The 24,277-nt window shown below is 72.4% G+C and carries 19 protein-coding genes; 13 read left to right on the top strand and 6 right to left on the bottom strand.

Translation table 11 applies throughout. The annotated features are described in order from the left end of the window. Positions 1 to 5: 5 nt before the first annotated feature. Positions 6 to 2,918 (bottom strand): tetratricopeptide repeat protein, encoded by a 2,913-nt coding sequence (locus ACFSL4_RS09020; protein ID WP_381080383.1) that lies wholly within the window; start codon positions 2,916 to 2,918, stop codon positions 6 to 8. Next, on the bottom strand, positions 2,915 to 4,762 hold the full coding sequence (locus ACFSL4_RS09025) for an HSP90 family protein (protein WP_381080563.1): 1,848 nt from the start codon (positions 4,760 to 4,762) through the stop codon (positions 2,915 to 2,917). The genes ACFSL4_RS09020 and ACFSL4_RS09025 overlap by 4 nt, the downstream gene beginning before the upstream one ends. Positions 4,763 to 4,929: 167 nt before the next feature. Here ACFSL4_RS09025 and recG point away from each other — a divergent pair, with 167 nt between their 5' ends. From recG to mutM, 8 genes are all read left to right on the top strand, one after another. Next, a complete protein-coding gene (gene recG, locus ACFSL4_RS09030; protein WP_381080385.1) occupies positions 4,930 to 7,143 on the top strand; it encodes an ATP-dependent DNA helicase RecG in 2,214 nt (737 codons plus the stop codon). 88 nt (positions 7,144 to 7,231) lie between these two features. Then, complete coding sequence (gene rsmD / locus ACFSL4_RS09035) at positions 7,232 to 7,819, top strand: 16S rRNA (guanine(966)-N(2))-methyltransferase RsmD (RefSeq protein WP_381080387.1); 588 nt, start codon at positions 7,232 to 7,234, stop codon at positions 7,817 to 7,819. A gap of 26 nt (positions 7,820 to 7,845) precedes the next feature. Further along, positions 7,846 to 8,325 (top strand): pantetheine-phosphate adenylyltransferase, encoded by a 480-nt coding sequence (gene coaD, locus ACFSL4_RS09040; protein ID WP_381080389.1) that lies wholly within the window; start codon positions 7,846 to 7,848, stop codon positions 8,323 to 8,325. Between the two features lie 123 nt (positions 8,326 to 8,448). Continuing rightward, positions 8,449 to 9,606 carry a cell division initiation protein gene (locus ACFSL4_RS09045; RefSeq protein ID WP_381080391.1) on the top strand — a complete coding sequence of 386 codons (1,158 nt, stop codon included), beginning with the start codon at positions 8,449 to 8,451 and terminating at the stop codon, positions 9,604 to 9,606. A 211-nt stretch (positions 9,607 to 9,817) separates the two neighbouring features. Continuing rightward, on the top strand, positions 9,818 to 10,456 hold the full coding sequence (locus ACFSL4_RS09050; protein WP_381080565.1) for a YceD family protein: 639 nt from the start codon (positions 9,818 to 9,820) through the stop codon (positions 10,454 to 10,456). A gap of 2 nt (positions 10,457 to 10,458) precedes the next feature. Further along, positions 10,459 to 10,632, top strand: coding sequence for a 50S ribosomal protein L32 (gene rpmF / locus ACFSL4_RS09055; protein ID WP_007493396.1), 174 nt, complete (start codon positions 10,459 to 10,461; stop codon positions 10,630 to 10,632). Between the two features lie 19 nt (positions 10,633 to 10,651). Then, entirely contained in the window at positions 10,652 to 11,485 is an 834-nt protein-coding gene (gene rnc / locus ACFSL4_RS09060) for a ribonuclease III (RefSeq protein WP_381080393.1), read from the top strand. A gap of 78 nt (positions 11,486 to 11,563) precedes the next feature. After that, positions 11,564 to 12,424 (top strand): bifunctional DNA-formamidopyrimidine glycosylase/DNA-(apurinic or apyrimidinic site) lyase, encoded by an 861-nt coding sequence (gene mutM / locus ACFSL4_RS09065; protein WP_381080395.1) that lies wholly within the window; start codon positions 11,564 to 11,566, stop codon positions 12,422 to 12,424. Here mutM and ACFSL4_RS09070 read toward each other — a convergent pair. Both ACFSL4_RS09070 and ACFSL4_RS09075 read right to left on the bottom strand, forming a co-directional pair. Next, positions 12,414 to 12,818, bottom strand: coding sequence for a winged helix-turn-helix transcriptional regulator (locus ACFSL4_RS09070; RefSeq protein WP_381080397.1), 405 nt, complete (start codon positions 12,816 to 12,818; stop codon positions 12,414 to 12,416). The two genes, mutM and ACFSL4_RS09070, sit on opposite strands and share 11 nt — an antisense overlap. Positions 12,819 to 12,933: 115 nt before the next feature. After that, complete coding sequence (locus ACFSL4_RS09075; protein WP_381080399.1) at positions 12,934 to 13,875, bottom strand: CAP domain-containing protein; 942 nt, start codon at positions 13,873 to 13,875, stop codon at positions 12,934 to 12,936. 141 nt (positions 13,876 to 14,016) lie between these two features. On the opposite strand from ACFSL4_RS09075, the gene ACFSL4_RS09080 reads away from it, so the two are divergent. The 3 genes from ACFSL4_RS09080 to smc all read left to right on the top strand — a co-directional run bounded on the left by ACFSL4_RS09080 (position 14,017) and on the right by smc (position 18,657). Then, complete coding sequence (locus tag ACFSL4_RS09080) at positions 14,017 to 14,298, top strand: acylphosphatase (RefSeq protein WP_381080401.1); 282 nt, start codon at positions 14,017 to 14,019, stop codon at positions 14,296 to 14,298. Between the two features lie 378 nt (positions 14,299 to 14,676). Then, a complete protein-coding gene (locus ACFSL4_RS09085; protein WP_043444185.1) occupies positions 14,677 to 14,880 on the top strand; it encodes a hypothetical protein in 204 nt (67 codons plus the stop codon). Positions 14,881 to 15,102: 222 nt separating this feature from the next. Continuing rightward, positions 15,103 to 18,657, top strand: a complete 3,555-nt coding sequence (gene smc, locus ACFSL4_RS09090) for a chromosome segregation protein SMC (RefSeq protein ID WP_381080403.1) — start codon at positions 15,103 to 15,105, stop codon at positions 18,655 to 18,657. Between the two features lie 465 nt (positions 18,658 to 19,122). Here smc and ACFSL4_RS09095 read toward each other — a convergent pair whose 3' ends face one another. Then, entirely contained in the window at positions 19,123 to 20,151 is a 1,029-nt protein-coding gene (locus ACFSL4_RS09095; RefSeq protein ID WP_381080405.1) for an LLM class flavin-dependent oxidoreductase, read from the bottom strand. A gap of 135 nt (positions 20,152 to 20,286) precedes the next feature. Here ACFSL4_RS09095 and ftsY point away from each other — a divergent pair, with 135 nt between their 5' ends. Continuing rightward, on the top strand, positions 20,287 to 21,489 hold the full coding sequence (gene ftsY, locus ACFSL4_RS09100) for a signal recognition particle-docking protein FtsY (RefSeq protein WP_381080407.1): 1,203 nt from the start codon (positions 20,287 to 20,289) through the stop codon (positions 21,487 to 21,489). Positions 21,490 to 21,588: 99 nt separating this feature from the next. On the opposite strand, the gene ACFSL4_RS09105 is transcribed toward ftsY, so the two are convergent. Beyond that, a complete protein-coding gene (locus ACFSL4_RS09105) occupies positions 21,589 to 22,251 on the bottom strand; it encodes a bifunctional DNA primase/polymerase (protein ID WP_381080409.1) in 663 nt (220 codons plus the stop codon). Between the two features lie 450 nt (positions 22,252 to 22,701). Between ACFSL4_RS09105 and nsdA the strand changes: the two genes are divergently transcribed. Further along, a complete protein-coding gene (gene nsdA, locus ACFSL4_RS09110; protein ID WP_381080411.1) occupies positions 22,702 to 24,177 on the top strand; it encodes a transcriptional repressor NsdA in 1,476 nt (491 codons plus the stop codon). The last annotated feature ends 100 nt before the right edge of the window (positions 24,178 to 24,277 follow it).

The raw sequence follows: 24,277 nt of genomic DNA on the forward strand, positions 1-24,277 counted from the left end.
GGCCCTCACTCCTCCAGGTGCGCCGTCACCAGCTCCAGCATCCGCTGCGCCTCCGCCCGCCGCGCCCGCGCCGTCTCCGCGTCGCTGTCGGCCTCCGCGTCCTCGTAGGCGGACAGCACCGCACGCGCGCGTGCCGACGCCGCGTCCGGGCGGCGAAGGTCGGCCTCCAGCCAGCCCGCCGCCAGTTCCGCGCCCGTACGGGCGTCACGCGCGCCCGGGCCGAGGGACTCGAAGGCCGCGATCGCCTCCGTGAGATGTCTCAGTGCCTCGTCGAAGGCCGTCCGCATCGTCTCCTCGTCCGCCTCCTCACCGGCCGAGCGGGCGATCAGGTCGCCGAACTGGCGGTGGGTGTGCCCGAGTTCCGTGAGCAGGCCGTCGCGGGTGTCGTCGTCCGCCGCGGAGGCCGCCGCCGAGGCGCACTCCTGTGCGGCCTGCGCCATCAGCTCCCGCGCCGCCTCCAGACCCGCCTCCCCGCGCGCCGCGAGCCACGCGCGGGCGCGCAGGGCGCGCACCAGGCCGTGGGTGTTGCCCAGCTCCCGCCACAGGTCGCCGGCGCGCGCGTACGCCCGCTCCGCCTCCGCGGGCAGCTCCGCGCGGCCCAGCGCCTCGGCGGCCAGGTGGGCGAGCATCGCGTGATCGCGCTGTTGCGGCCAGTGCCGGGCGATCTCCGCGGCCTTGAGCCACTGCTCGGCCGCCGCCCGGTGTTCGCCCAGCTCCGTGTGGCAGTCGCCGAGCCACCACCGCGTCTGCACGATGGCCCCGTCACCGTGCGTCTCGGCCGTCAGGTCGGGCAGTGCCGACTCCAGCACCTCGGCCGCCTCCGCGAAGCGGCCCTGCCGGAGCAGGAATCCGCCCAGCTGATACCGCGCCCACGCGCCCAGCGTCGGACCCTCGCCCGCCTCGTCGGCCCAGTGCGCGGCCTCCAGGGCGTGCTCGGCGGCCTCCGGGAACTCCTCCGAAGCCCCCAGCACCTCCGCCAGCTGGAGGTGCAACTGCGCCTGGCCGACCGGCTCCAGATACTCCCGGCCGTGCTCCAGCGCCGCGCGGGCCGCCCGCTGGGCCCCCTCCGCGTCGCCGAGCTGCCGCGCGAGCCCGGCCAGCCGCGCCTCGTGCTCCACCGCGAACCACGGCAGGCCCGCCGCCACGTACTCCTCGGCCGCCCGTGCCAGCAGCTCCGCGCCCGCCTCCGCGTCCCCGGCGCGTCCCGCGAGCTCCCCGAGCATGGCCTTCGCCTCGGCGGCCCGGGACGCGAGACGCACATCGCAGGTGTGCGGCTCGGCGAACGCCAGCAGCTCCCGCACGGCCTCTTCGGCGGCCTGAGCGACGCTCTCGTCCTCCCGCAGCCGGTGCATCAGGATGCGGGCCCGCCCGACGAGCACGGACGCCGTCGGCCGTACCTCCGTCGCGCCCTCCTCGAAGAGCGCGAGCACCCGCTCGCGCAGCCCGGCGACCGTCTCCGGCGCATCGTCGGACTGACCCGTCAGGGCGCGGACGAACGTGGCACGCGTGCGTGCCGCGAGCGCCTCGCCGGGGTCGCCCGCCGCCTCGTACAACTCGGCCGCGCGGTCGAAGAGCGCGGCGCCCTCGGGGCCGCGGCTCAACGCCTCGTGGTCGGCCAGGTCCGCCTGGTCGCGGGGGTCCAGCTCCGTGCCCTCCGCGGCCGCGGCCCGCGCCACCGCGGCCCACGCGTCCATGGAGGCCGGGTGCAGGGCGTCCGACAGGCGCCGGGCCTCGGCGAGCAGTTCTGCGAGGCCGCGCTCCGGGGCGGGCGCGGCCGGTGCCGGCGCCGCCACGGGCGCCGCCCGCACCACCCGCACGCCCAGCGGCAGCCGGTCCACCAACGGGCGGCGGTCCATCCGCTCCCGGGTGCGCTCACTGACGTACGAGGTGCCGTTGCGCGCGTCGAAGCGGGCGGCCAGCGACAGCGCCTCACCGCGCGCGTGGGCGGCCAGCTCCCGGGCGGTCCACTCCCGGCCCGCCGGCCCCGGCACCGTGCGCTCCCCGAGTCCCCGTTCGACCAGCCGCCCCATCAGCAGCGCCACCACGGCCAGGAAGTCCAGCTTGCTGCGCGGTTCCCCGGAGTCCGTGAAGTACGCCGGACGCTCGGCCAGCAGTTCGAGCCCGCGCGCCTCGTTGCCGGTCAGCGCGCAGAACTCCACATGGTCGGCGTACGAGCCGCGCATGCTCTCCATGGCCCGCACGAGCCGGAAGCCGCGCAGGTGGTGTGCCCGTGCCTCGCCGAGGCGGTCCAGCCGCAGCAGCGGCAGCAGGGAGGAGGCCAGCACGGCGTGCGGTTCGTGTGCGCAGACGTACTCGCCCTCCAGCACGGGCCGCCACAGCTCCAGCGCCCGCTCGTCCTCGCCCCTGCGCGCCTGCCACCACCCCTGGTCGTGCAGCTCGCACGCGTGGCAGTCGGCCATCTCGTCACGGTCGGCGGCCAGCCACGCCGCATAGGCCCGTTCCGCGCGCTCCAAATCCCCGATGTGCGCGGCGACGCTGAACTCCGCGCCGCGCACGGCGCGTTCGGAGTGCCCGGCGAGCCGGTAGCGGTGCTCCATCTCGCCGAGCCACTTCTCGATGGAGGCGAGCGGAATGTGCGGCTGGCCCAGCATGCCCGCCGACATCCACTTGAAGACCCAGTGCAGCGAGTGCACCTCGTACTCGTCGAAGTCCTCCGGGCGCTCGTCCCACATGCGCAGCAGCCGCGCGAAGGGGACGAACATCTTGTCCTTCTCGGAGCTGTAGTTGTAGACCTTCAGCTGGTGTCCGAGCGCCTCGATCACGGCCAGCGGGATGTCCAGCTTCTCGGCCTCCACGAGCAGCTGCTCCGCACGCGCATTGCGCGCCGGGCCCTCCGGCTGGTCGTAGTTGTCCGCCATCGCCCGGCGCAGCGACTCGAAGTCCATGACCTGGCTCATCGGGAACCGTCCTCCGGTGAGTTGGTGTGGGTGGCCCATTCGAGGAGGCCGATGAACGCGCGGTTCAGCAGCGCGGAGTCGGCGGGACGCAGCGGGCGCTGGGCCATCAGCAGCGCCTGCCCGTAGAGGGACTCCGTGGCGGTGCCGATCAGCTCCGGGTCCCCCAGCGCGCCGATCCTCCTGACCAGCGGATTGAGATGGTTGAGGACCAGGCGCGCACGGGGTGCGCTGCCCCGCAGCGAGCCCAGGATGCCGGCCCACAGGTCGTCGGCCTGCTCCTCCGCCTCGGCGCGGGCCTGCTCGTGGCGGGCCGCCCGGTCGTCCAGGTGCAGTGCCGGAACGGACAGGGGGTGGAAGGCGCGCAGGACCACATCGCAGCCCAGAGGGTCGAGCCGGGCGCGCGCGGCCCCGAGGAAGGCGGACAGGGCCAGTTCCTCGGCCGGGTCGACGGCGTCCAGATGCGCGGTCACGGTGTCCGCGTCCAGCTCCGCGACCACTGTTTCCGGGCGCACCGACGGCAGCGCCTCCACCAGCTCGCTGTCGTACGTGTAGCCGCCGTTGACCACCCCGACGCCCTGCGCGGACGCGATCGGGGCCACCTGCCGGTACTCCTCCACGGTCCGCGTGAAGTGCACGACCGGGTGCCGCTGTGCGAACTCCTCCAGGGACAGCCGCCCGTCCGTCGTCTCGAAGGGGAGCCACGGCAGCATCGTGCGCAGCATCTCCTTGTCGTGCCGCGCGAGCGACTTCACCCCCAGGTGGTGCACGGACAGGAAGGCGGCGAGGCGCTCGGGGTCGCCGGCCGCGAGCCCGGTCAGCCAAGACCGGATGCGCTCGCCGAGGGCCTCGCGCACGGCTGTCAGGGTCTCGTCCTCGTACAGCGACTCGCGGGAGGCCGTGGGCCGCAGGCTGTCCGTGTCGAGCACACAGCGCACGAAGAACGCCCAGTCGGGCAGCAGCTGTTCGGCCCGCTCGGTCAGCAGCATGCCCTTCAGGTGCACGCGGTGGCTCGCCCGCTGGGCCGGGCTGACCGCGCTCGGCAGCACATAGGCCACTCCCCGGATCCCGGCGAGCGGCACGTCCAGGTCGACGGTGTCCAGCGGGGTGAAGCCGAACAGGTCGTGGCAGTGACGGGCCAGGGCCACTCTGCGGGTGGCGGGGGAGGGGTACGCGCGGTCCCAGGGCGCCGGCAGGTCCGTGACCGGCTCGTCGCCGACCCGTACGTCGTACGGCAGCAGCGACCCGAAGTCCCGCGCCAGGGACCGCACCCGGTCCGCGGAGAGCCAGTCGGCGGCGCCGGGACGCGCCGCCAGGTGCACGGTGGTCCCGGGTTCGGGCCGGGCGTCGTGCGGCAGGGTCCGCACGACGTACGACCCGTCGTCGCGGGCCGTCCACTCCACGGGCGCCGCGTCGGGCGTGCGGGCGCTGCGGCTGACGACCCGGATGCGCTCGGCGACGACGAAACACGCCAGCAGGCCGATGCCGAACTGCCCCAGGAAGTCGGAGCGGACCTCCTGCAGTCCGTCCGCCCGCTTCGAGCTGCGCCCGATGGTGGCGAGGAGGCTGTGCACATCCGACTCGGTGAGCCCGATGCCGGAGTCCTCGACGCGGAGGGTGCCGCCCTCGGCGTACAGCCGGACCGTGGCGGGCGCGTCCGGCTGCCGGGCCCGGCGGGCGGTGATCGCGTCCACGGCGTTCTGCAGCAGTTCGCGCAGATAGACCTTGGGACTGGAGTAGAGGTGATGGGACAGCAGGTCCACCAGACCGCGCAGGTCGACCTGAAACGTACGAGGTGAGTGAGGTGACTGAGGTGCCTGTGATGACTGTGAGGTCTGGGAGTCCATCGTCACGGCGCCGCGGATGGGGGAGGTCGACGGCGCGGGGTCGGGCGGTCCCGGTGGGGCGGTGACCGCGGGGCGAGCCGGGAAGTTGGCCATCCTAGGCCGCGAGCCATCCCGCTGACCAGCGGGTTCGCAAGACGTTTACGGCATTGTCGGTGGCGTGGTGTGCAATGGATCTCGTGCCCGCACTGGAAGAACCGCTGAAGAAGGTGCTCGGCCCCGCCACCGCGAAGGTGATGGCCGAGCATCTCGGCCTGCACACCGTCTCAGACCTGCTCCACCACTATCCGCGCCGGTACGAGGAGCGCGGCCAGCTCACCCACCTCGCCGACCTCCCCATGGACGAGCACGTCACAGTGGTCGCCCAGGTCGCCGACGCCCGTCTGCACACCTTCGCCTCGGCCAAGGCGCCCCGCGGCAAGGGGCAGCGACTGGAGGTCACCATCACCGACGGCAGCGGCCGCCTCCAGCTGGTCTTCTTCGGCAACGGCGTGCACAAACCGCACAAGGAGCTCCTGCCGGGCACCCGCGCCCTGTTCGCGGGCAAGGTCTCCGTCTTCAACCGCAGGCTCCAGCTCGCCCACCCGGCGTACGAGCTGCTGCGCGGCGACGACGTCGCCGAGACGGTGGACAGCTGGGCCGGCGCCCTGATCCCCCTCTACCCGGCCACCGCCAAGCTGGAGTCCTGGAAGATCGCCAAGGCCGTGCAGACGGTGCTGCCGAGCGCCCGGGAGGCGATCGACCCGCTGCCGGACTCCCTCCGCGACGGCCGGGGCCTGGTCCCCCTCCCCGAGGCCCTCCTCAAGATCCACCGCCCCCACACGAAGGCGGACATCGCCGACGCCCGCGCCCGCCTGAAGTGGGACGAGGCATTCGTCCTCCAGGTCGCCCTCGCCCGCCGCCGCCACGCCGACGCACAGCTCCCGGCCGTCGCCCGCGTCCCCGCCCGGGACGGCCTGCTCGCGGCCTTCGACGCGAAGCTCCCCTTCACGCTCACGGAGGGCCAGCGGAAGGTCTCGAAGGAGATCTTCGACGACCTGGCGACCCAGCACCCCATGCACCGGCTGCTCCAGGGGGAGGTCGGCTCGGGCAAGACCCTGGTGGCCCTGCGTGCCATGCTCGCCGTCGTCGACGCGGGCGGACAGGCCGCGATGCTCGCGCCCACCGAGGTGCTCGCCCAGCAGCACCACCGCTCGATCGTCGAGATGATGGGGGAACTCGCCGAGGGCGGCATGCTCGGCGGGGCCGAGCATGCCACCAAGGTCGTGCTGCTCACGGGCTCCATGGGGGCGGCCGCGCGGCGGCAGGCACTGCTCGACCTCGTCACCGCGGAGGCCGGGATCGTGATCGGCACGCACGCGCTGATCGAGGACAAGGTGCAGTTCCACGACCTCGGCCTCGTCGTGGTGGACGAGCAGCACCGGTTCGGGGTGGAGCAGCGGGACGCGCTGCGCGGCAAGGGGAAGCAGCCGCCCCATCTGCTGGTGATGACCGCCACGCCCATTCCGCGGACCGTCGCCATGACCGTCTTCGGCGACCTGGAGACCTCCGTCCTCGACCAGCTCCCGGCCGGGCGCTCGCCGATCGCCAGCCATGTGGTGCCGGCCGCCGACAAGCCGCACTTCCTGGCACGCGCCTGGGAGCGTGTGCGCGAGGAGGTCGCCGGCGGTCACCAGGCGTATGTCGTCTGCCCCCGCATCGGCGACGACATCGACGAACCCGGCGCCCCCGAGCAGGCCGGGAAGCAGCCCGAGGACGAGGCGGAGAAGCGGCCCCCGCTCGCCGTGCTCGACGTGGCCGACCAGCTCGCCACGGGCCCCCTGCGGGGGCTGCGGGTCGAGGTGCTGCACGGGCGCATGCCGCCCGACGACAAGGACGCGGTGATGCGCCGCTTCGCCGCCGGTGACACGGACGTCCTGGTCGCGACGACGGTCATCGAGGTCGGCGTGAACGTCCCGAACGCCACGGCCATGGTCATCATGGACGCCGACCGCTTCGGCGTCTCGCAGCTGCACCAGCTGCGCGGCCGCGTCGGCCGGGGCTCGGCGCCCGGGCTCTGCCTCCTGGTCACCGAGATGTCCGGGGCGAGTGCGGCCCGCCGGCGGCTGGACGCCGTGGCCTCCACCCTCGACGGCTTCGAGCTCTCCCGTCTCGACCTGGAGGAGCGCCGCGAGGGCGACGTCCTCGGGCAGGCTCAGTCCGGTGCCCGCTCCTCGCTGCGCATGCTCGCCGTCATCGACGACGAGGAGATCATCGCCGAGGCACGCCGGGAGGCCGCCGCGGTGGTCGCCGGCGACCCGGACCTGCGGCAGCTGCCCGGCCTGCGCACGGCTTTGGAGGCGCTCCTGGACGAGGAGCGGGAGCGCTACCTGGACAAGGGCTGATCCCGGCCCGTCCGGGCGGGCGGGCGGCCGCGCACGGCTGAGACACTGGAGAAGTCACCGCCCCCGCACACCGACAAGGACCGCAGAGATGACCCGCGTGATCGCCGGCCGGGCCGGCGGACGCCGCCTGGCCGTACCGCCGGGGAACGGCACCCGTCCCACCTCCGACCGGGCGCGCGAGGGCCTCTTCTCCACCTGGCAGTCCCTCCTCGGCGGGCCCCTGGACGGCGAGCGCGTGCTCGACCTGTACGCCGGCTCGGGCGCGGTCGGCCTGGAGGCGCTCTCCCGCGGCGCCGGCCACACCCTGCTCGTCGAGGCCGACGCCCGGGCCGCCCGCACCGTCCGCGAGAACGTCAGGGCACTGGGCCTGCCCGGCGCCGAGGTGAGAGCGGGCAGGGCGGAACAGATCATCCGCGCGCCGGCGCCGCAGCGGCCGTACGACCTCGTCTTCCTGGACCCGCCGTACGCCGTCTCCGACGACGATCTTCGCGAGATTCTGCTCACACTCCGCACGGGAGGCTGGCTCGCGGCCGATGCCCTCGTCACCGTGGAGCGCAGCACCAGAGGCGGAGAATTCCGGTGGCCGGACGGCTTCGACGCGATCCGGGCCCGTCGCTACGGCGAAGGAACCTTTTGGTACGGTCGCGCCGCCTCTACGTGCGAAGACGCACGATGACCGGACCGGAGAGCGAGGGATCACAAGTGCGCCGCGCCGTATGCCCCGGGTCGTTCGACCCGATCACCAATGGACACCTCGACATCATCGCCCGTGCTTCGAAGCTGTACGACGAGGTGTACGTGGCGGTGATGATCAACAAGTCCAAGAAGGGCCTGCTGGAGATCGACGAGCGGATCGATCTCATCCGCCAGGTCACCGCCGAGTTCGGGAACGTCCAGGTGGAGGCGTTCCACGGTCTCCTGGTCGACTTCTGCAAGCAGCGCGACATCCCCGCCATCGTCAAGGGGCTGCGCGCCGTCAGCGACTTCGACTACGAGCTGCAGATGGCCCAGATGAACAACGGCCTGTCCGGTGTGGAGACCCTCTTCGTCCCCACCAACCCCACCTACAGTTTCCTGTCCTCCTCGCTCGTCAAGGAGGTCGCGGCCTGGGGCGGGGACGTCTCCCATCTGGTGCCGCCGGTCGTCCTGGAGGCGCTCACCAGGCGGCTCAGGCAGGACTGAGCTCCTCCGCGGGGCACCCCCCTCGGATCTGACAGACCGTCATCCGGTGTCGGGTGGGGCGGGAGTGGTCGTACAGTCGATCCGTCCGTCTCCAACACAGCTGTAGAGAGTGGCGAGCACACGGTGGACGTGCAGAAGAAGCTCGACGAGATCGTCGCGATGGTCTCCAGCGCCCGGTCCATGCCCATGTCGGCCTCGTGCGTGGTCAACCGCGCCGAGCTGCTCTCGATGCTCGAAGAGGTGCGCGCGGCGCTGCCCGACTCTCTGGCCCGGGCCCAGGAGCTGATCGGCGACCGCGAGCAGATGGTCGAGCGGGCCCGCCAGGAGGCCGAGCGGATCATCGAGCACGCGCACGCCGAGCGCGGCTCCCTGATCTCCGACACGGAGGTCGCCCGCCGCTCCCAGAACGAGGCCGACCGCATCCTCGCCGAGGCCCGCCAGGAGGCCGAGGAGGTCCGCGCGGAGGCCGACGACTACGTCGACTCCAAGCTCGCCAACTTCGAGGTCGTCCTCACCAAGACCCTCGGCTCGGTCGGCCGGGGCCGAGAGAAGCTCCTCGGCACCGGCCCCGGCCTCGACGAGCACGGCTACGAGGACGAGGACGCCCCCGAGCGCAGCCACGACCCCGAGACCCTGCGCCGCGACGCCGACGCGTACGTGGACGCCAAGCTCGGTGCCTTCGAGGCCGTCCTCGCCAAGACCCTGGAGGCCGTCGGCAAGGGCCGCCAGAAGCTGCACGGCCGGATCGCCACCGACGACCTCGGTGCCCTCGCCGACGACACCTCGACCGTGCGGCACGCCAGCGACGCCGACTACCTCGCCGATCTCGCGGCGCTCTCCGACACCCCGGACCGGACCCCGGCGCCGCCGGCCCAGGCCCCCGTGATCCCGGCCCAGCAGAGCCGGCCCGCCTACGCCCAGCAGCAGGACCCGTACGGCTACCAGCAGCAGGCCGACCCGTACGGCTACCAGCAGACGTACGCCCAGCAGGACGCGTACTCCACTCCCGACTACGCTCCGGCGGGAGGGGCCCCCGTCCAGCAGGCCGATCCGTATGCCGCCTACCCGCAGGCGCAGGGGTACGACCAGCAGGACACGTACGACCAGCAGGACACGTACGACCAGCAGGACACGTACGACCGGCAGGACACGTACGACCAGGCGCGGGGCCGGCAGGGCTATGACCAGGGCAACGCCCTCGACGAGACCAGCCTCTTCGACACCAGCATGATCAGCGCCGAGCAGTTGCGGGCGTACGAACAGGGACGCGGCGGTCACTGAGCGCCCCGGACCCCCGGCCCGGGGCGTCCGGCGCACCGGATTGGGCGCACGGCGAAAGGTCCAGTATCCTGGCTCTTCGGTCGCGCATGCCCCGACGCCGATTTCGCCGGCATCCGCGATCGACGCTGCCCGTACCCCATGGGTGCACCGGGATCCCCGGTGCCGGGCCGCACCTCCCCATGAGCCCCGAAGACCGAAAGCAGGAACGGCCCTGAACGCCCGCCTCGACCACCGCAACCCCCTCGTGTTCGACACGCACGAGCTGGGTCGGCGTCCTGGTGCGCTGCAGCGCCTGACCCGCACGGTCGACGCCCCGAAGGACTTCGGGATCCACGGGGTGGTCGGAGTGCCGGAAGGCGCCCCGGTCGAAGTGGAGCTCCGGCTCGAGTCGGTCATGGAGGGGGTGCTCGTCACGGGCACCGCCCGTGCCACGGCCGAGGGGGAGTGCGTAAGGTGTCTGGAGCCGCTGGAGCTGGAGCTCGACGCGGACTTCCAGGAGATGTTCTCGTACCCTGACGCCGACGACCGGGGCCGTGTCATCACGGAACCCGGCGACGACGCCGAGGACGACGAGGACAGGCTCTTCCTCGAGGACGGCCTGTTCGACCTCGAACCCGTGCTGCGCGATGCGGTGGTGCTCGCACTGCCGATGCAGCCGGTGTGCCGGGACGACTGCCCGGGCCTGTGCTCCGAGTGCGGAGCGCGGCTCGCGGACGACCCGGACCACCACCATGACGCCGTCGACATCCGTTGGGCGGCACTGCAGGGACTCGCCGCTTCACTCGAAGCCGGCGATAAGGACGAGATGAGCGGCGCCGAAGCGGGCGTCGACGAGAAGCAGGAGAAGTAGCCGTGGCTGTTCCGAAGCGGAAGATGTCGCGCAGCAACACGCGCCACCGCCGGTCGCAGTGGAAGGCTGCGGTCCCCACCCTGGTTGCGTGCGAGCGCTGCCACGAGCCCAAGCTGCAGCACATCGCGTGCCCCTCGTGCGGCACCTACAACAAGCGCCAGGTCCTCGAGGTCTGAACGGCTGGTGAGAGGTCTGATGTCTGACGCCAAGAACGGTCCCCGCCGCAGCGGGGGTGGTCCGGCGGACAACTCGGCCTCGTCCCACACGCTTCTGGAAGGGCGGCTCGGCTACAAGGTCGAGTCCGCCCTTCTGGTGCGTGCGCTGACCCACCGTTCGTACGCGTACGAGAACGGCGGTCTGCCGACGAACGAGCGGCTGGAGTTCCTCGGGGACTCCGTGCTGGGCCTCGTCGTCACCGACACGCTGTACCGCACCCACCCCGACCTGCCCGAGGGCCAGCTGGCCAAGCTGCGGGCCGCGGTGGTCAACTCTCGTGCGCTGGCGGAGGTGGGCCGGGGGCTCGACCTCGGCTCCTTCATCCGGCTCGGCCGGGGCGAGGAGGGCACGGGCGGCCGGGACAAGGCGTCCATCCTCGCCGACACCCTCGAAGCGGTGATCGGCGCGGTCTACCTCGACCAGGGTCTGGACTCGGCGGCGGAGCTGGTGCACCGCCTGTTCGACCCGCTGATCGAGAAGTCCTCGAATCTCGGGGCCGGCCTGGACTGGAAGACCAGTCTCCAGGAGCTGACCGCGACCGAGGGGCTCGGCGTGCCCGAGTACCTGGTCACGGAGGCCGGCCCGGACCACGAGAAGACCTTTACTGCTGCCGCCCGCGTCGGAGGCGTCTCGTACGGCACCGGCACCGGCCGCAGCAAGAAGGAGGCGGAGCAGCAGGCCGCGGAGGCCGCCTGGCGCTCCATCCACGCCGCCGCGGACGAGCGTGTGAAGGCGGCGGCCGCGGCAGACGGTTCCCCCGGCGAGGGCAGCGGCGCGACCGTGGCCCCGGCGAGCGGCACGGCCACGGCCTGACACTCCTTACGGACCCCGCCCGGCGAACGCGCCGCGGCGGGGTACGCCGTCCCCGGATCACCCCTGCGAAGGAGCCCTGTGCCCGAACTGCCCGAGGTCGAAGTCGTGCGGCGTGGCCTGGAGCGCTGGGTCGCCCACCGGACCGTGGCCGACGTCGAGGTGCTGCACGCGCGCGCCGTGCGCCGGCACACCGCGGGCGGCGAGGACTTCGCACACCGGCTGACGGGGCGGCGCCTCGGCACCCCGAGCCGGCGCGGGAAGTACCTCTGGATCCCGGTCGAGACCTCCGGCACGGCGATCGTGGCCCATCTCGGCATGAGCGGCCAGTTCCTGGTCCGGCCGCACGACGCCCCCGACGAGAAGCACCTGCGTGTCCGCATCCGGTTCCAGGACGGCCCGGGAACCGAACTCCGCTTCGTCGACCAGCGCACCTTCGGCGGTCTCTCGCTGCACGACACCACCGCCGACGGGCTGCCCGACGTCATCGCACACATCGCCCGCGACCCCCTCGACCCGCTCTTCGACGACGAGGCGTTCCACCAGGCGCTGCGCCGCAAGCGCACGACCATCAAACGCGCCCTGCTCGACCAGTCGTTGATCAGCGGCGTCGGCAACATCTACGCGGACGAGGCGCTGTGGCGTGCCCGGATCCACTACGAGCGCCCGACCGCTCGCCTCACCCGTCCGCGCACCTCCGAACTCCTCGGCCGGATACGCGAGGTGATGAGCGACGCGCTCGCCGTCGGCGGCACCAGCTTCGACAGCCTCTACGTCAACGTCAACGGGGAGTCGGGCTACTTCGACCGGTCGCTGAACGCCTACGGCCGTGAGGGACTGCCCTGCCGGCGCTGTGCCGCGCCCATCCGCCGCCGCTCCTGGATGAACCGCTCCAGCTATTTCTGCCCCAGGTGCCAGCGGGCACCGCGCGTCAGCCCGTGAGGGGCGTGCGGGCCGCGCGTGCCTCGTCGTAGCCGCGGCGCGCCGAGAGGACGTCGTCCATGCGCCTCTCCACACAGTGGATGAGGGCCAGCAGCCGCTCGGCGACCTCGCGGCCCAGCGGGGTGAGTTCGTAGTCCACGCGCGGAGGGTTCGTCGGCTGTGCCTCGCGGTGCACGAGACCGTCGCGCTCCAGCGCCTGCAGGGTCTGGGACAGCATCTTCTCGCTCACGCCGTCGACGCGGCGGCGCAGCTCGTTGAACCGGAACGAGCCCTCGTGCAGCGCCCCGAGGGTGAGCGCCCCCCAGCGGCCCGTGACGTGCTCCAGCGTGCCGCGCGACGGACACGCCCTGGAGAACACGTCGTACGGGAGGCCCTGCTCCTGCGCGGTGGTCATGACACAAGCGTATGCGAGCGCAGCGCTCCCCCTGGGCTGCGCCGTCCATCCGTCAGCGCAAGGCGGGCACGGCGACCGTCCACCACCGGCCGGGGCGCGCGGGCGCACGCATGCCTCAGTAGCCGAAGTCCTGTGTCCACCAGGGCCCGCCGGTCCCGAAGTGCACCCCCACGCCCAGTGTCTTGAAGTCGCAGTTCAGTATGTTCGCCCGGTGCCCGGGGCTGTTCATCCAGGCGTCCATCACGTCCTGGGCGGTCGCCTGGCCGCGGGCTATGTTCTCGCCGCCCAGACTGGTGATGCCGAACGCGGCCGCGCGGTCCCAGGGGTCCTGGCCACTGGGATCGGTGTGGTCGAAGAAGTTCCGCACGGCCATGTCCAGGCTGAACGCCTCCGCCAGCTTCCTCAGATCACCGTTCTGGGTCACCGGGCTGCAGCCCACCTTGGCCCGCTCCTGGTTGACGAGCTTGATCACCTCGGCCTCGGTCGCGGCCTCGACGGACACCTTCGCCGGAGGGGTGACCGGCTTCGGCTTCTCGGTGGGCTTGGCGGCCGGCGGTGCGGTCGTCGCCGGTTTCGTCGCCGTCGCGGACGGTTCCTCGCTCGGCGTCGTCGGGGACGCCGGCGTCGAGGGCGTGGTGACCGGGGCGGTCGAGCGGTGGGCGTCGCGGCTCGTGGACGTGGAGTCGCGGTCGTCCGCGGAGCCGCTCGTGCCGCCCTGCTGGGTCGCGAACCCCGATGGGGCGCTCCCGCCGGCCTCCGCGTCGCCGGCGCTGCCGCTCACCGTGAACTGCTTGCCGCCGGGCAGCACTCCGGTGGCCACGGCCACGGTGCCGAGCGCGACGGCGGCGGAGACGCCCAGCAGGCCCGTGCGTACCGGCGTCGCGGCCTTCTTCCTGCGGCGCGAGCGGGTCGCGCGCCGCTCGGCCTCCAGTACCGCGGCGAAGCCGTAGAGGTTCTCCGGGCCGTAACCCTCCGGAGGGATCTCGTGCTTCTGGGTGACCCTGGTGGGGCGGCCGGTGGCGGCGTGTCCGGCGGCGGAGCGTCGGTGGCGTCCCAATCTCCTGGCCTTCCTCGTCTTGCGGTCAGCGCGGCTCACTCGATCGAGTGAGTTTCACATGAGATTTATGGGTCGGGACGGTACAGCATGGCGCCCGGGGAGGAAGTGCCCGGTGCGACATTGTCCGGTTAGCGTGCAGCCATGAATGACGATGCACGGCTCATCGCATGGGTGCGCGGGCGTGTCCAAGGTGTGGGTTTCCGCTGGTTCACGCGGGCCAAGGCGCTGCAGATCGGCGGCCTGAGCGGCTTCGCCCTCAATCTGGACGACGGACGCGTCCAGGTGGTCGCTGAGGGCCCCCGCCGGGGGTGCGAGGGTCTGCTGGAGTGGTTGCGGAGCGACGACACACCCGGGCGCGTGGACGGAGTCACTGAGATTTGGGACACGCCCCGCGGCGGCTACGACGGCTTCGCGGTGCGGTGAGCACCGGGCCGCAGGGCGCGGCGCGGAAGCGGACCGGTGTGCCAGGAGTGCCCGCCCGAAGTGAAAACGGCCTGGTGGTTGCCAAGAACGGCTTGTCGTGGCAGGCTCCGCGGGACAGGATGATCTCCACGCCCTCCGGGGTCCGCAGGAGCCGCAGTGCCGCCCGCAGAGGGCCGCCCGCCCCGGGCCACCCGCCAACGCAGGGTGTGATCGTGTTGACCGTCAAACTTTTTGGTGAGACGCTGAAAGCCCCGCGCACCTTAGCTGTTTGGCATGGCAGAACGGCAGCACAACTCAAGAGTGCCAAGCACCGCGGGTGCGAATCCCTCACGACCCACACCGCATCGGTCGGTCACTCAGTGTGGAGGACCATCCATCATGGCAAAGGCGCTTCTCGGTTACGTCGGCGGCTCCGACCCGCGACTCCTCGCCGAGATGCGACGGCTCCAGCAGCGCGTCCAGGAGCTCGAGTCCGAGCTCGTACGGATCCAGGCGGAGAACGACGCGCTGACGGCTGCCGCTTCTCACGACAGGATCATGGAGAGCATCGACGCACACCAGGCGGAGCCTGCGCTCACCTGATCACTGCATCGCTCCACGACAGCACAGGCAGTGGACGGGCCGCCCGTATCAACCGCTCAGTTGTCAGATATGCAAGGGACGCCTCGGCGTCCCTTCTTTCTTGCCCCCGCGCACCCTTCCAGTCTCCTTAACGGATGGTGTGCCCTGCATGTTCATACGTGAAACCGCGGGGTTGCCGGGGTTCATAGTGTGAGATACGGGCGGAAGGTAGAGTCCGGCGGCGTGCACCTCAAGGCCCTGACCCTCCGCGGGTTCAAGTCGTTCGCCTCGGCGACCACGCTCCGGTTCGAACCGGGGATCACGTGCGTCGTGGGGCCGAACGGCTCGGGCAAGTCCAACGTGGTGGACGCGCTCAGCTGGGTCATGGGTGAGCAGGGGGCCAAGTCGCTGCGCGGCGGCAAGATGGAGGACGTCATCTTCGCCGGCACCACCGGGCGCCCGCCGCTCGGCCGCGCCGAGGTGTCCCTGACCATCGACAACAGCGACGGGGCCCTCCCGATCGAGTACGCCGAGGTCACCATCACGCGGATCATGTTCCGCAACGGCGGCAGCGAGTACCAGATCAACGGCGACACCTGCCGCCTGCTGGACATCCAGGAGCTGCTCTCCGACTCCGGCATCGGCCGCGAGATGCACGTGATCGTTGGCCAGGGCCAGCTCGACTCCGTCCTGCACGCCGACCCCACGGGCCGCCGCGCCTTCATCGAAGAGGCCGCGGGCGTGCTCAAGCACCGCAAGCGCAAGGAGAAGGCGCTGCGGAAGCTGGACGCCATGCAGGCGAACCTCGCCCGCGTCCAGGACCTGACCGACGAACTGCGCCGCCAGCTGAAGCCGCTGGGCCGGCAGGCGGCGGTCGCGCGCCGGGCGGCCGTGATCCAGGCCGACCTCAGGGACGCCCGGCTGCGGCTGCTCGCCGACGACCTCGTACGCCTGCGGGAGGCACTCCGGGCCGAGGTCGCGGACGAGGCCGCACTCAAGGAGCGCAAGGAGGCGGCCGAGGCCGAGCTGAAGAAGGCAGTGCAGCGCGAGGCCCTCCTGGAGGACGAGGTACGGCGGCTGACGCCGCGTCTGCAGCGGGCCCAGCAGACCTGGTACGAGCTGTCGCAGCTCGCGGAGCGGGTGCGCGGCACGATCTCGCTGGCCGACGCGCGCGTGAAGAGCGCCACCTCCGCACCCCCGGAGGAACGGCGCGGGCGCGACCCCGAGGACATGGAACGCGAGGCCGAGCGCATCCGCGAGCAGGAGGCCGAGCTGGAGGCCGCCCTGGAGGCCGCCGAGCGCGCCCTGGAGGACACCGTCGCGCACCGGGCCGACCTGGAGCGCGAACTGGCCGTCGAGGAGCGGCGCCTGAAGGACGCGGCCCGCGCCCTCGCCGACCGCCGTGAGGGCCTGGCCCGGCTGAACGGACAGGTGGGCGCGGCCCGTTCCCGCGCCGGCTCCGCCCAGGCCGAGATCGACCGCCTGGCCGCCGCCCGCGACGAGGCGCAGCAGCGCGCCGTCGCCGCCCAGGAGGAGTACGAGGCGCTCAAGGCGGAGGTCGACGGCCTGGACGCGGGGGATGCCGACCTGGCCGAGCAGCACGAGACCGCCAAGCAGGCGCTCGCCGCGGCGGAGGCGGGCCTGTCGGCCGCACGCGAGACGGTCACCGCCGCCGAGCGCAAGCGCGCGGCGCTCGCGGCCCGCCACGAGGCTCTCGCCCTGGGACTGCGCCGCAAGGACGGCACGGGCGCCCTCATGGAGGCGACGGACCGTCTCTCCGGGCTCCTGGGCCCGGCGGCCGAGCTGCTGTCCGTGACTTTGGGCTACGAGGTCCCCCTCGCGGCGGCCCTTGGCGCGGCGGCGGACGACGTCGCGGTCGCCACCCCGGCCGCGGCGGCCGATGCCATCCGCCTGCTGCGCAAGCAGGACGCGGGGCGGGCCGCACTGCTGCTGGGCGGCGCCCCCGACGACGCGGTGGAGCAGCCGCCCATGGTGGGTGGCCCGTACGCCGCCGACCTCGTCCGCGGCCCCGCCGAGCTGATGCCCGCCCTGCGGCGGCTGCTGCGGGGCATCGTCGTGGTCGGCACCCTGGAGGACGCCGAGGAACTCGTCTACGCGCGACCCGATCTCACGGCCGTCACCGCCGAGGGCGACCTCCTGGGGGCACACCTCGCGTACGGCGGGTCCGCCGGGGCGCCGAGCCTGCTCGAAGTACAGGCGTCCGTCGACGAGGCCGCCGCCGAGCTGGACGAACTGGCCGTGCGGTGCGAGGAGCTGGCCGAGACGCAACGGCGGGCGGCCGAGCGCCGCACCGAGTGCGCCGCGATCGTCGAGGAACTGGGGGAACGGCGGCGGGCGGCCGAACGCGAGAAGTCCGCGGTCGCGCAGCAGCTGGGCCGGCTGGCCGGGCAGGCCCGGGGCGCCGCCGGGGAGGCCGAGCGCTCCGCCGCGGCCGCGGCCCGCGCCCAGGAGGCTCTGGAGAAGGCCCGGCAGGAGGTCGAGGAACTCGTCGAGCGGCTGGCCGTCGCCGAGGAGATGCCCGTCGAGGAGGAGCCCGACACCTCCGTGCGCGACCGGCTGGCGGCGGACGGGGCCAACGCACGGCAGACCGAGATGGAGGCCCGGCTCCAGGTCCGTACGCACGAGGAGCGGGTCAAGGGCCTGGCCGGCCGCGCCGACTCCCTCGACCGGGCCGCCCGTGCCGAACGGGAGGCACGCGCGCGTGCCGAGCGGCTGCGGGCCCGGCTGCGGCACGAGGCCGCCGTGGCTCAGGCCGTCGCCTCCGGTGCCCGGCAGCTCCTCGCCCATGTCGAGGCGTCGCTGAGCAGGGCGGAGGCGGAGCGCGTCGCCGCCGAGGGCGCCAAGGCCCGCCGCGAGGAGGAACTCGCCGCGGCCCGCGCCGAGGGCCGCGACCTCAAGGCCGAACTCGACAAGCTCACCGACTCCGTCCACCGCGGCGAGGTGCTCGGCGCCGAGAAGCGGCTGCGCATCGAGCAGCTGGAGACCAGGGCACTGGAGGAACTCGGCGTCGAGCCGGCGGGCCTGATCGCCGAATACGGCCCCGACCAGCTCGTGCCGCCCTCGCCGCCGGCCGAGGGCGAGGAACCGCCCGAGGACCCGCAGCATCCGCGCAACCGGCCCCGGCCGTTCGTGCGCGCCGAGCAGGAGAAGCGGCTCAAGGCCGCCGAGCGGGCCTACCAGCAGCTCGGCAAGGTCAACCCGCTCGCCCTGGAGGAGTTCGCGGCGCTGGAGGAACGCCACAAGTTCCTCAGCGAGCAGCTGGAGGACCTGAAGAAGACCCGTGCCGACCTGCTTCAGGTGGTGAAGGAGGTCGACGAGCGCGTCGAGCAGGTCTTCACCGAGGCGTACCGGGACACGGCCCGGGAGTTCGAGGGTGTCTTCAGCCGGTTGTTCCCCGGGGGCGAGGGGCGGCTCGTGCTGACCGACCCGGACAACATGCTCACCACGGGCGTCGACGTCGAGGCGCGTCCGCCGGGCAAGAAGGTCAAGCGGCTTTCCCTGTTGTCCGGCGGGGAACGGTCGCTGACCGCCGTCGCGTTGCTCGTGTCGATCTTCAAGGCGCGGCCCAGCCCGTTCTACGTCATGGACGAGGTGGAGGCGGCCCTCGACGACACCAACCTGCAGCGGCTGATCCGCATCATGCAGGAACTGCAGGAATCCTCGCAGCTGATCGTGATCACGCACCAGAAGCGCACGATGGAGGTCGCCGACGCGCTCTACGGCGTCTCCATGCAGGGCGACGGGGTGTCGAAGGTGATCTCCCAGCGGCTGCGCTGACGCCGTGCCAGATTCAGACGATCGCGTCAAGTTCAAGAAGTGAACCATGGAGAATGCTCGCGCCCGCACTTCGCGTCAAGCGTGGACGGATGCATGCGGTTGTATGTGGCGTGGTGTCCGGGGTACCGGGATTCGGATTCCGGCTGTGGCGGCATGGGCCGCGTGGCATGGTGATCACGAGAGTGCGGAGCGTGCGCAAGAGCAGCGGCGGTCCGGGCACCGAGCCCGGCTGGTACGCGGCGCGAGCCCGCCGCCGCAAGGTAGGTGGGGATCTCACCGGCTGAAGCTGAAGCCGGGAGAGCACTTCAATCGTTCGCTGCCTCGATATCGACATCAGTGGGTACCGGATCATCTTCGGCATCGTCGGCACGGTGATCGCGATGGTCTTCGTAGACCGCGTCGGCCGCAGGCGCCGGGCCGTCGCACCTGCCCTGACGGACACCGACAGCCCGGGGCCCGGGAGGATCAGCCGTCGAGCCGGGGCAGCACCCGCTCGGCGAACAGGTGCAGGCTGCGCCAGCCCTCGTCGAGCGGCATCCCGCCGGCCAGCGGGTGCAGCACATAGTCGTCCAGGCCCAGGGCCGCGCAGTCGTCGGGCGTCAGGATCCGGTAGACGCCCTCCGTGCGCAGTTCGTCCACCGTCGTGGCCGCCGACCTCACAGCGGACCGGATGCCGTCCGGCTGCCAGGACGCGTAGGTGCGCGCCTCGTGCAGGAAGTGCTCGCCGTAGTGCGCCCACGCCCGGTCCGGGTCCTCGGCGACGTGCAGCAGCGAGGTCTCGGCCGGGGGCATCATCGTCCAGCCCTCGGTGCCGTACTCGGCGAGCCGTTCCTTGTAGTACGCCTCCAGCTCCGGCAGGTGCGCACTCGGGAAGAAGGGCAGGCCGAGGCGGGCGGCCCGGCGGGCCGCCGCCTTCGAGGAGCCGCCGACCAGCAGCAGCGGGTGCGGCCGGGTGCAGGGGCGCGGGGTGACGCGCACGGTACGGCCGCGGTAGCGGAACTCCTCGCCGGTCCACGCCATGAGCAGGGTCTCCAGGAGCTCGTCCTGGAGCCTGCCGCGCCGGCTCCAGTCGACGCCGAAGTGCGCGTACTCCTCGGGCCGGTAGCCGATGCCCGCGACCGTGACCAGCCGGCCGCCGCTGAGCAGATCCAGCACGGCGATGTCCTCGGCCAGCCGCAGCGGGTCGTGCAGCGGGCCGATGGCCGCAGAGACGGTCACCACGATCCGCCCGCCCGTCTCCCGGCCACCACCGCTCGACGAGGCGCCGTGCGTCGCGGTACTTCCCTGCGTCGCGCCGAAGACCGCCCCGGCGAAGGCGAACGGCGACGGCAGCCAGTTGTTCGCCACCCCGTGGTGCTCCTCCGTCTGCACGGTGGTGATCCCGCGGTCGTCGGCGTAGGCCGCCATCTCCACCGCGGTCCGGTAGCGGGCGCCGAGCGAGGCGGGTGTGGCGCCGGGCTCGACGAGGTTGAAACGTACGACCGTCACGGGCATGGGGAGCCCCTTTCACCGTCGCCGGGCGGGTCTGCAGGGCGACGTTAGCTGACGGGTCATCAGACAACCAGGGGTTGCGCGCCCCGGAGCCGCCGCCGAACGGCCCGGTGCCCGGTCGCGCATACTGGACCCGTTATGGAAACCGTCATCCTTGCTGTAGTCATCGCCGTGGTCGTGCTCGGCGTGCTCGGCGGGCTCCTGGTCGGCAGCCGCCGGAAGAAGCCGCTGCCCCCGGCACCCCCCACGCCGCCCGACATCACCGCCCCTCCCGCCGAGCCGCATGTCGGCGAGGAGGCCGAGGCGCCGCGCGACGAGGAGCGCCGGACGATCGAGGAGGTGGGCCTGCCGGAGGGCTCGGCTCCCGTCGCCGTCGAGGAGCCGCCCGTCGTCGAAGCGCCCCCGATCGAGATCCCCGAGCCCACCGCCGGCCGGCTGGTCCGCCTGCGCGCCCGGCTGTCGCGCTCGCAGAACGCACTCGGCAAGGGACTGCTCACACTCCTGTCCCGCGAGCACCTCGACGACGAGACCTGGGAGGAGGTCGAGGACACGCTGCTCACCGCCGATGTCGGTGTGCAGCCCACCCAGGAACTGGTGGAGCGGCTGCGTGAGCGCGTGAAGGTGCTCGGCACCCGGACGCCCGCGGAGCTGCGCGGACTGCTGCGCGAGGAACTGCTCACCCTGGTCGGCACCGGCATGGACCGCACCCTGCGCACGGAGCCCGAGGCACGCAAGCCCGGCATCGTGATGGTCGTCGGCGTGAACGGCACCGGCAAGACCACCACCACCGGCAAGCTCGCCCGGGTCCTGGTGGCCGACGGCCGCACCGTCGTGCTGGGCGCCGCCGACACCTTCCGTGCCGCCGCCGCCGACCAGCTGCAGACCTGGGGCGAGCGGGTCGGCGCCTACACCGTGCGGGGGCCGGAGGGCGGCGACCCCGCCTCCGTCGCCTTCGACGCGGTCAAGGAAGGCAAGGAGATGGGCTACGACGTCGTGCTCATCGACACCGCGGGCCGTCTGCACACCAAGACCGGTCTCATGGACGAGCTGGGCAAGGTCAAGCGCGTCGTGGAGAAGCACGCCCCGCTGGACGAGGTGCTGCTCGTGCTCGACGCCACGACCGGGCAGAACGGTCTCGTCCAGGCCCGTGTCTTCGCCGAGGTCGTGGACATCACCGGCATCGTGCTGACGAAGCTGGACGGCACCGCCAAGGGCGGCATCGTCGTGGCGGTCCAGCGTGAGCTGGGCGTGCCGGTGAAGCTTGTGGGTCTCGGCGAGGGCGCCGACGACCTGGCTCCCTTCGAGCCGGAAGCGTTCGTGGATGCGCTTATCGGAGACTGACGGCACGCCCGGGGCGCACGGCGTCGCGGGCGGCGTACCCGGAGAAGGGCCCCGCCATCCGGTCCAGCGGATGGGAGGGGCCCTTAGCCGTCGCCGCCCTCACACCCGTGAGCGGTGGGCCGCGTACGCCAGCGTGCCGATCAGCAGACGGGCGGCCGGCGGGTTCGTCGCCGAGTCGAGGTCGGGGGAGCGCAGCCAGCGGACCGGGCCGAGGCCGCCGCGGTCCGAGGGCGGGGCCGTGATGCAGGCGCCGGGGCCCAGGGCGTGCAGGTCGAGGGCCGCGTCGTCCCACGCCATGCGGTACAGCAGCTCGGGGAGCTGCGCCGCGGACCCCGGGGCGACGAAGAAGTGGGCGCGGCGGTCCGGGGTCGCCGTCACCGGGCCGAGGGGGACGCCCATGCGCTCCAGCCGGACCAGTGCGCGCCGTCCCGCCGCCTCGGCGACCTCGATCACGTCGAAGCCGCGGCCGACCGGCAGCATGACCGTGGCGCCCGGCACCTCCGCCCAGGTCTCGGCCGCTTCATCGAGGGTGGTTCCGGCGCGCACCACGGGAGCGAAGTCCAGCGGATGAGCGCCGGGTGCGACGCAGTCCGCCCTGCCGCACGAGCACACTCCCGCGGCCGCCCGTGCGCCGGGCACCACGTCCCAGCCCCACAGGCCCGTGTACTCGGCCACGGCGGTGCACTCCGGCGAGCGGCCCCGGCGTCGAGCGCCGGGCCGGATCTCGCGGATCCCCCGCGTGCCGCCGATCGTGAAGCCCATGCCCCCTCCAACGGTTCCAGCGAGCCGGTGGTTACGGGGTGGAAGCGGAGAGTGACTCTGTGTTTCCTTCCCGTCGGTCGTTCCGCGGGGTTCGGGCAGTGCCCCGTTGTGCCCGGGGTGGTGCGGCCGGTGGCGCGCGCCGGTGAGTGCACCGCTCCACCCGCTTCCGTCCGGCATGTGTCAAGTGAATCGTGCGGAGGCGCGTGTGGGTTCATTCGAAGGGGTGGCGAATGGTGGCGATTCTTGAACCGCCATGGTTGGGCGGGTGATCGTGAGACTACATTGAGTGCACGGTTCCTGGGGACGCGTGCACGCGTAGGTATGCCGGAGGCAAGTCGGGTTCCCGTCCGGCGGGTGAGAAGTGCCGGACGCGGGACCGTATCCACCGGCAAGCTGGTAGTGCTTGGCGCAGGCAAGCGCACAAGTGGTTTCAGGGATGGGGGCGTTCCAGTGGGCGGCAACGGCGAGAGTGGTGCGAACGCTGACAAGCGCCCCAACGAGCTTCTCGGCTCCTGGTTTGTGCGCAGCGGCTGGTCGAAGGGCGAGCTGGCACGTCAAGTGAACCGCAGGGCACGCCAGTTGGGGGCCAACCACATCTCCACGGACACCTCCCGCGTGCGCCGCTGGCTCGACGGGGAGAACCCGCGCGAGCCGATCCCGCGGATCCTGTCGGAGCTGTTCTCGGAGCGCTTCGGGTGCGTGGTGGCGGTCGAGGACCTCGGGCTGCGCACCGCCCACCAGTCACCCTCCGTGTCCGGCATCGACCTGCCCTGGACGGGCCCGCAGACGGTGGCGCTGATCAGCGAGTTCTCGCGCAGCGACCTGATGCTGGCGCGGCGCGGCTTCCTCGGGACCTCGCTGGTCCTGTCCGCGGGCCCGTCCCTCATCGAGCCCCTGCAGCGCTGGCTGGTGCCGGCCCCCGCGGCCCCGGGCGACGATGCGCGGCCCGTGTCGTCCGGGCGTGCCCGCGGCCGGCTCTCCAAGCCCGAGCTGGACCTCCTCGAGACCACCATCGTGATGTTCCGGCAGTGGGACGCGCAGTGCGGCGGCGGACTGCGCCGCAAGGCGGTCGTCGGCCAGCTGCACGAGGTCACCGACCTCCTCCAGGAGTCCCAGCCCGAGGCCACCGCCAGGCGCCTCTTCAAGGTCGCCGCCGAGCTTGCCGAGCTGGCCGGCTGGATGAGCTACGACGTCGGGCTGCAGCCCACCGCGCAGAAGTACTTCGTCCTCGCGCTGCACGCCGCCAAGGAAGCGGGGGACAAACAGCTGGGGTCGTACATCCTTTCCAGCATGAGCCGCCAGATGATCCACCTCGGCCGGCCCGAGGACGCCCTGGAACTCATCCACCTCGCCCAGTACGGCAGCCGGGACTGCGCGAGCCCGCGCACCCAGGCGATGCTGTATGCGATGGAGGCGCGCGCCTACGCCAACATGGGCCAGCCCGGCAAGTGCAAGCGTGCCGTCCGGATGGCCGAGGACACCTTCGCCGACGCGCTGGAGTTCGAGGAGCCCGAGCCCGACTGGATCCGTTTCTTCTCCGAGGCCGAGCTGTACGCGGAGAACTCCCACTCCTACCGCGACCTCGCCTATGTGGCGGGCCGCAGCCCCACCTACGCCTGCCTGGCCGAGCCCCTGATGCAGAAGGCCGTCGACCTCTTCGAGGCGGACGCCGAGCACCAGCGGTCGTACGCCCTCAACCTCATCGGCATGGCCACCGTGCACCTTCTCCAGCGCGAACCCGAGCAGAGCGCGGTGGTGGCCAAGAAGGCCATGGACATCGCCGGAAAAGTGCGCTCCGAGCGCGTCAACACTCGTATTCGAAAAACCGTCGACACGGCCGTACGCGATTTCGGTGATCTTTCCCAGATCGTCGAATTGAGCGATCACCTCGCCGCCCGGCTGCCGGAGACCGCCGAGGCGGTCTGACCCCTCCCCCGCCCGCCGGACCCCAAGGGCCCCAACGACCCCGGCCGCGGCGGCCGTCCCGAACTGCCCGACTCGGCTCCCCCATGCCAGGTCATCGGAT

It is taken from the genome of Streptomyces caeni, from assembly GCF_042678285.1.
Taxonomy (GTDB): Bacteria; Actinomycetota; Actinomycetes; order Streptomycetales; family Streptomycetaceae; genus Streptomyces; species Streptomyces caeni.

Excerpts from the sequence above, each read along its gene's own strand:
- recG (WP_381080385.1), top strand. The coding sequence starts at position 4,930 with ATGGATCTCGTGCCCGCACTGGAAGAACCGCTGAAGAAGGTGCTCGGC.
- ACFSL4_RS09085 (WP_043444185.1), top strand. The coding sequence starts at position 14,677 with ATGGCAAAGGCGCTTCTCGGTTACGTCGGCGGCTCCGACCCGCGACTC.
- ACFSL4_RS09095 (WP_381080405.1), bottom strand. The coding sequence starts at position 20,151 with ATGCCCGTGACGGTCGTACGTTTCAACCTCGTCGAGCCCGGCGCCACA.
- rsmD (WP_381080387.1), top strand. The coding sequence starts at position 7,232 with ATGACCCGCGTGATCGCCGGCCGGGCCGGCGGACGCCGCCTGGCCGTA.
- ACFSL4_RS09105 (WP_381080409.1), bottom strand. The coding sequence starts at position 22,251 with ATGGGCTTCACGATCGGCGGCACGCGGGGGATCCGCGAGATCCGGCCC.
- ACFSL4_RS09020 (WP_381080383.1), bottom strand. The coding sequence starts at position 2,918 with ATGAGCCAGGTCATGGACTTCGAGTCGCTGCGCCGGGCGATGGCGGAC.
- ACFSL4_RS09025 (WP_381080563.1), bottom strand. The coding sequence starts at position 4,762 with ATGGACTCCCAGACCTCACAGTCATCACAGGCACCTCAGTCACCTCAC.
- ftsY (WP_381080407.1), top strand. The coding sequence starts at position 20,287 with ATGGAAACCGTCATCCTTGCTGTAGTCATCGCCGTGGTCGTGCTCGGC.
- ACFSL4_RS09070 (WP_381080397.1), bottom strand. The coding sequence starts at position 12,818 with ATGACCACCGCGCAGGAGCAGGGCCTCCCGTACGACGTGTTCTCCAGG.
- ACFSL4_RS09080 (WP_381080401.1), top strand. The coding sequence starts at position 14,017 with ATGAATGACGATGCACGGCTCATCGCATGGGTGCGCGGGCGTGTCCAA.
- rnc (WP_381080393.1), top strand. The coding sequence starts at position 10,652 with ATGTCTGACGCCAAGAACGGTCCCCGCCGCAGCGGGGGTGGTCCGGCG.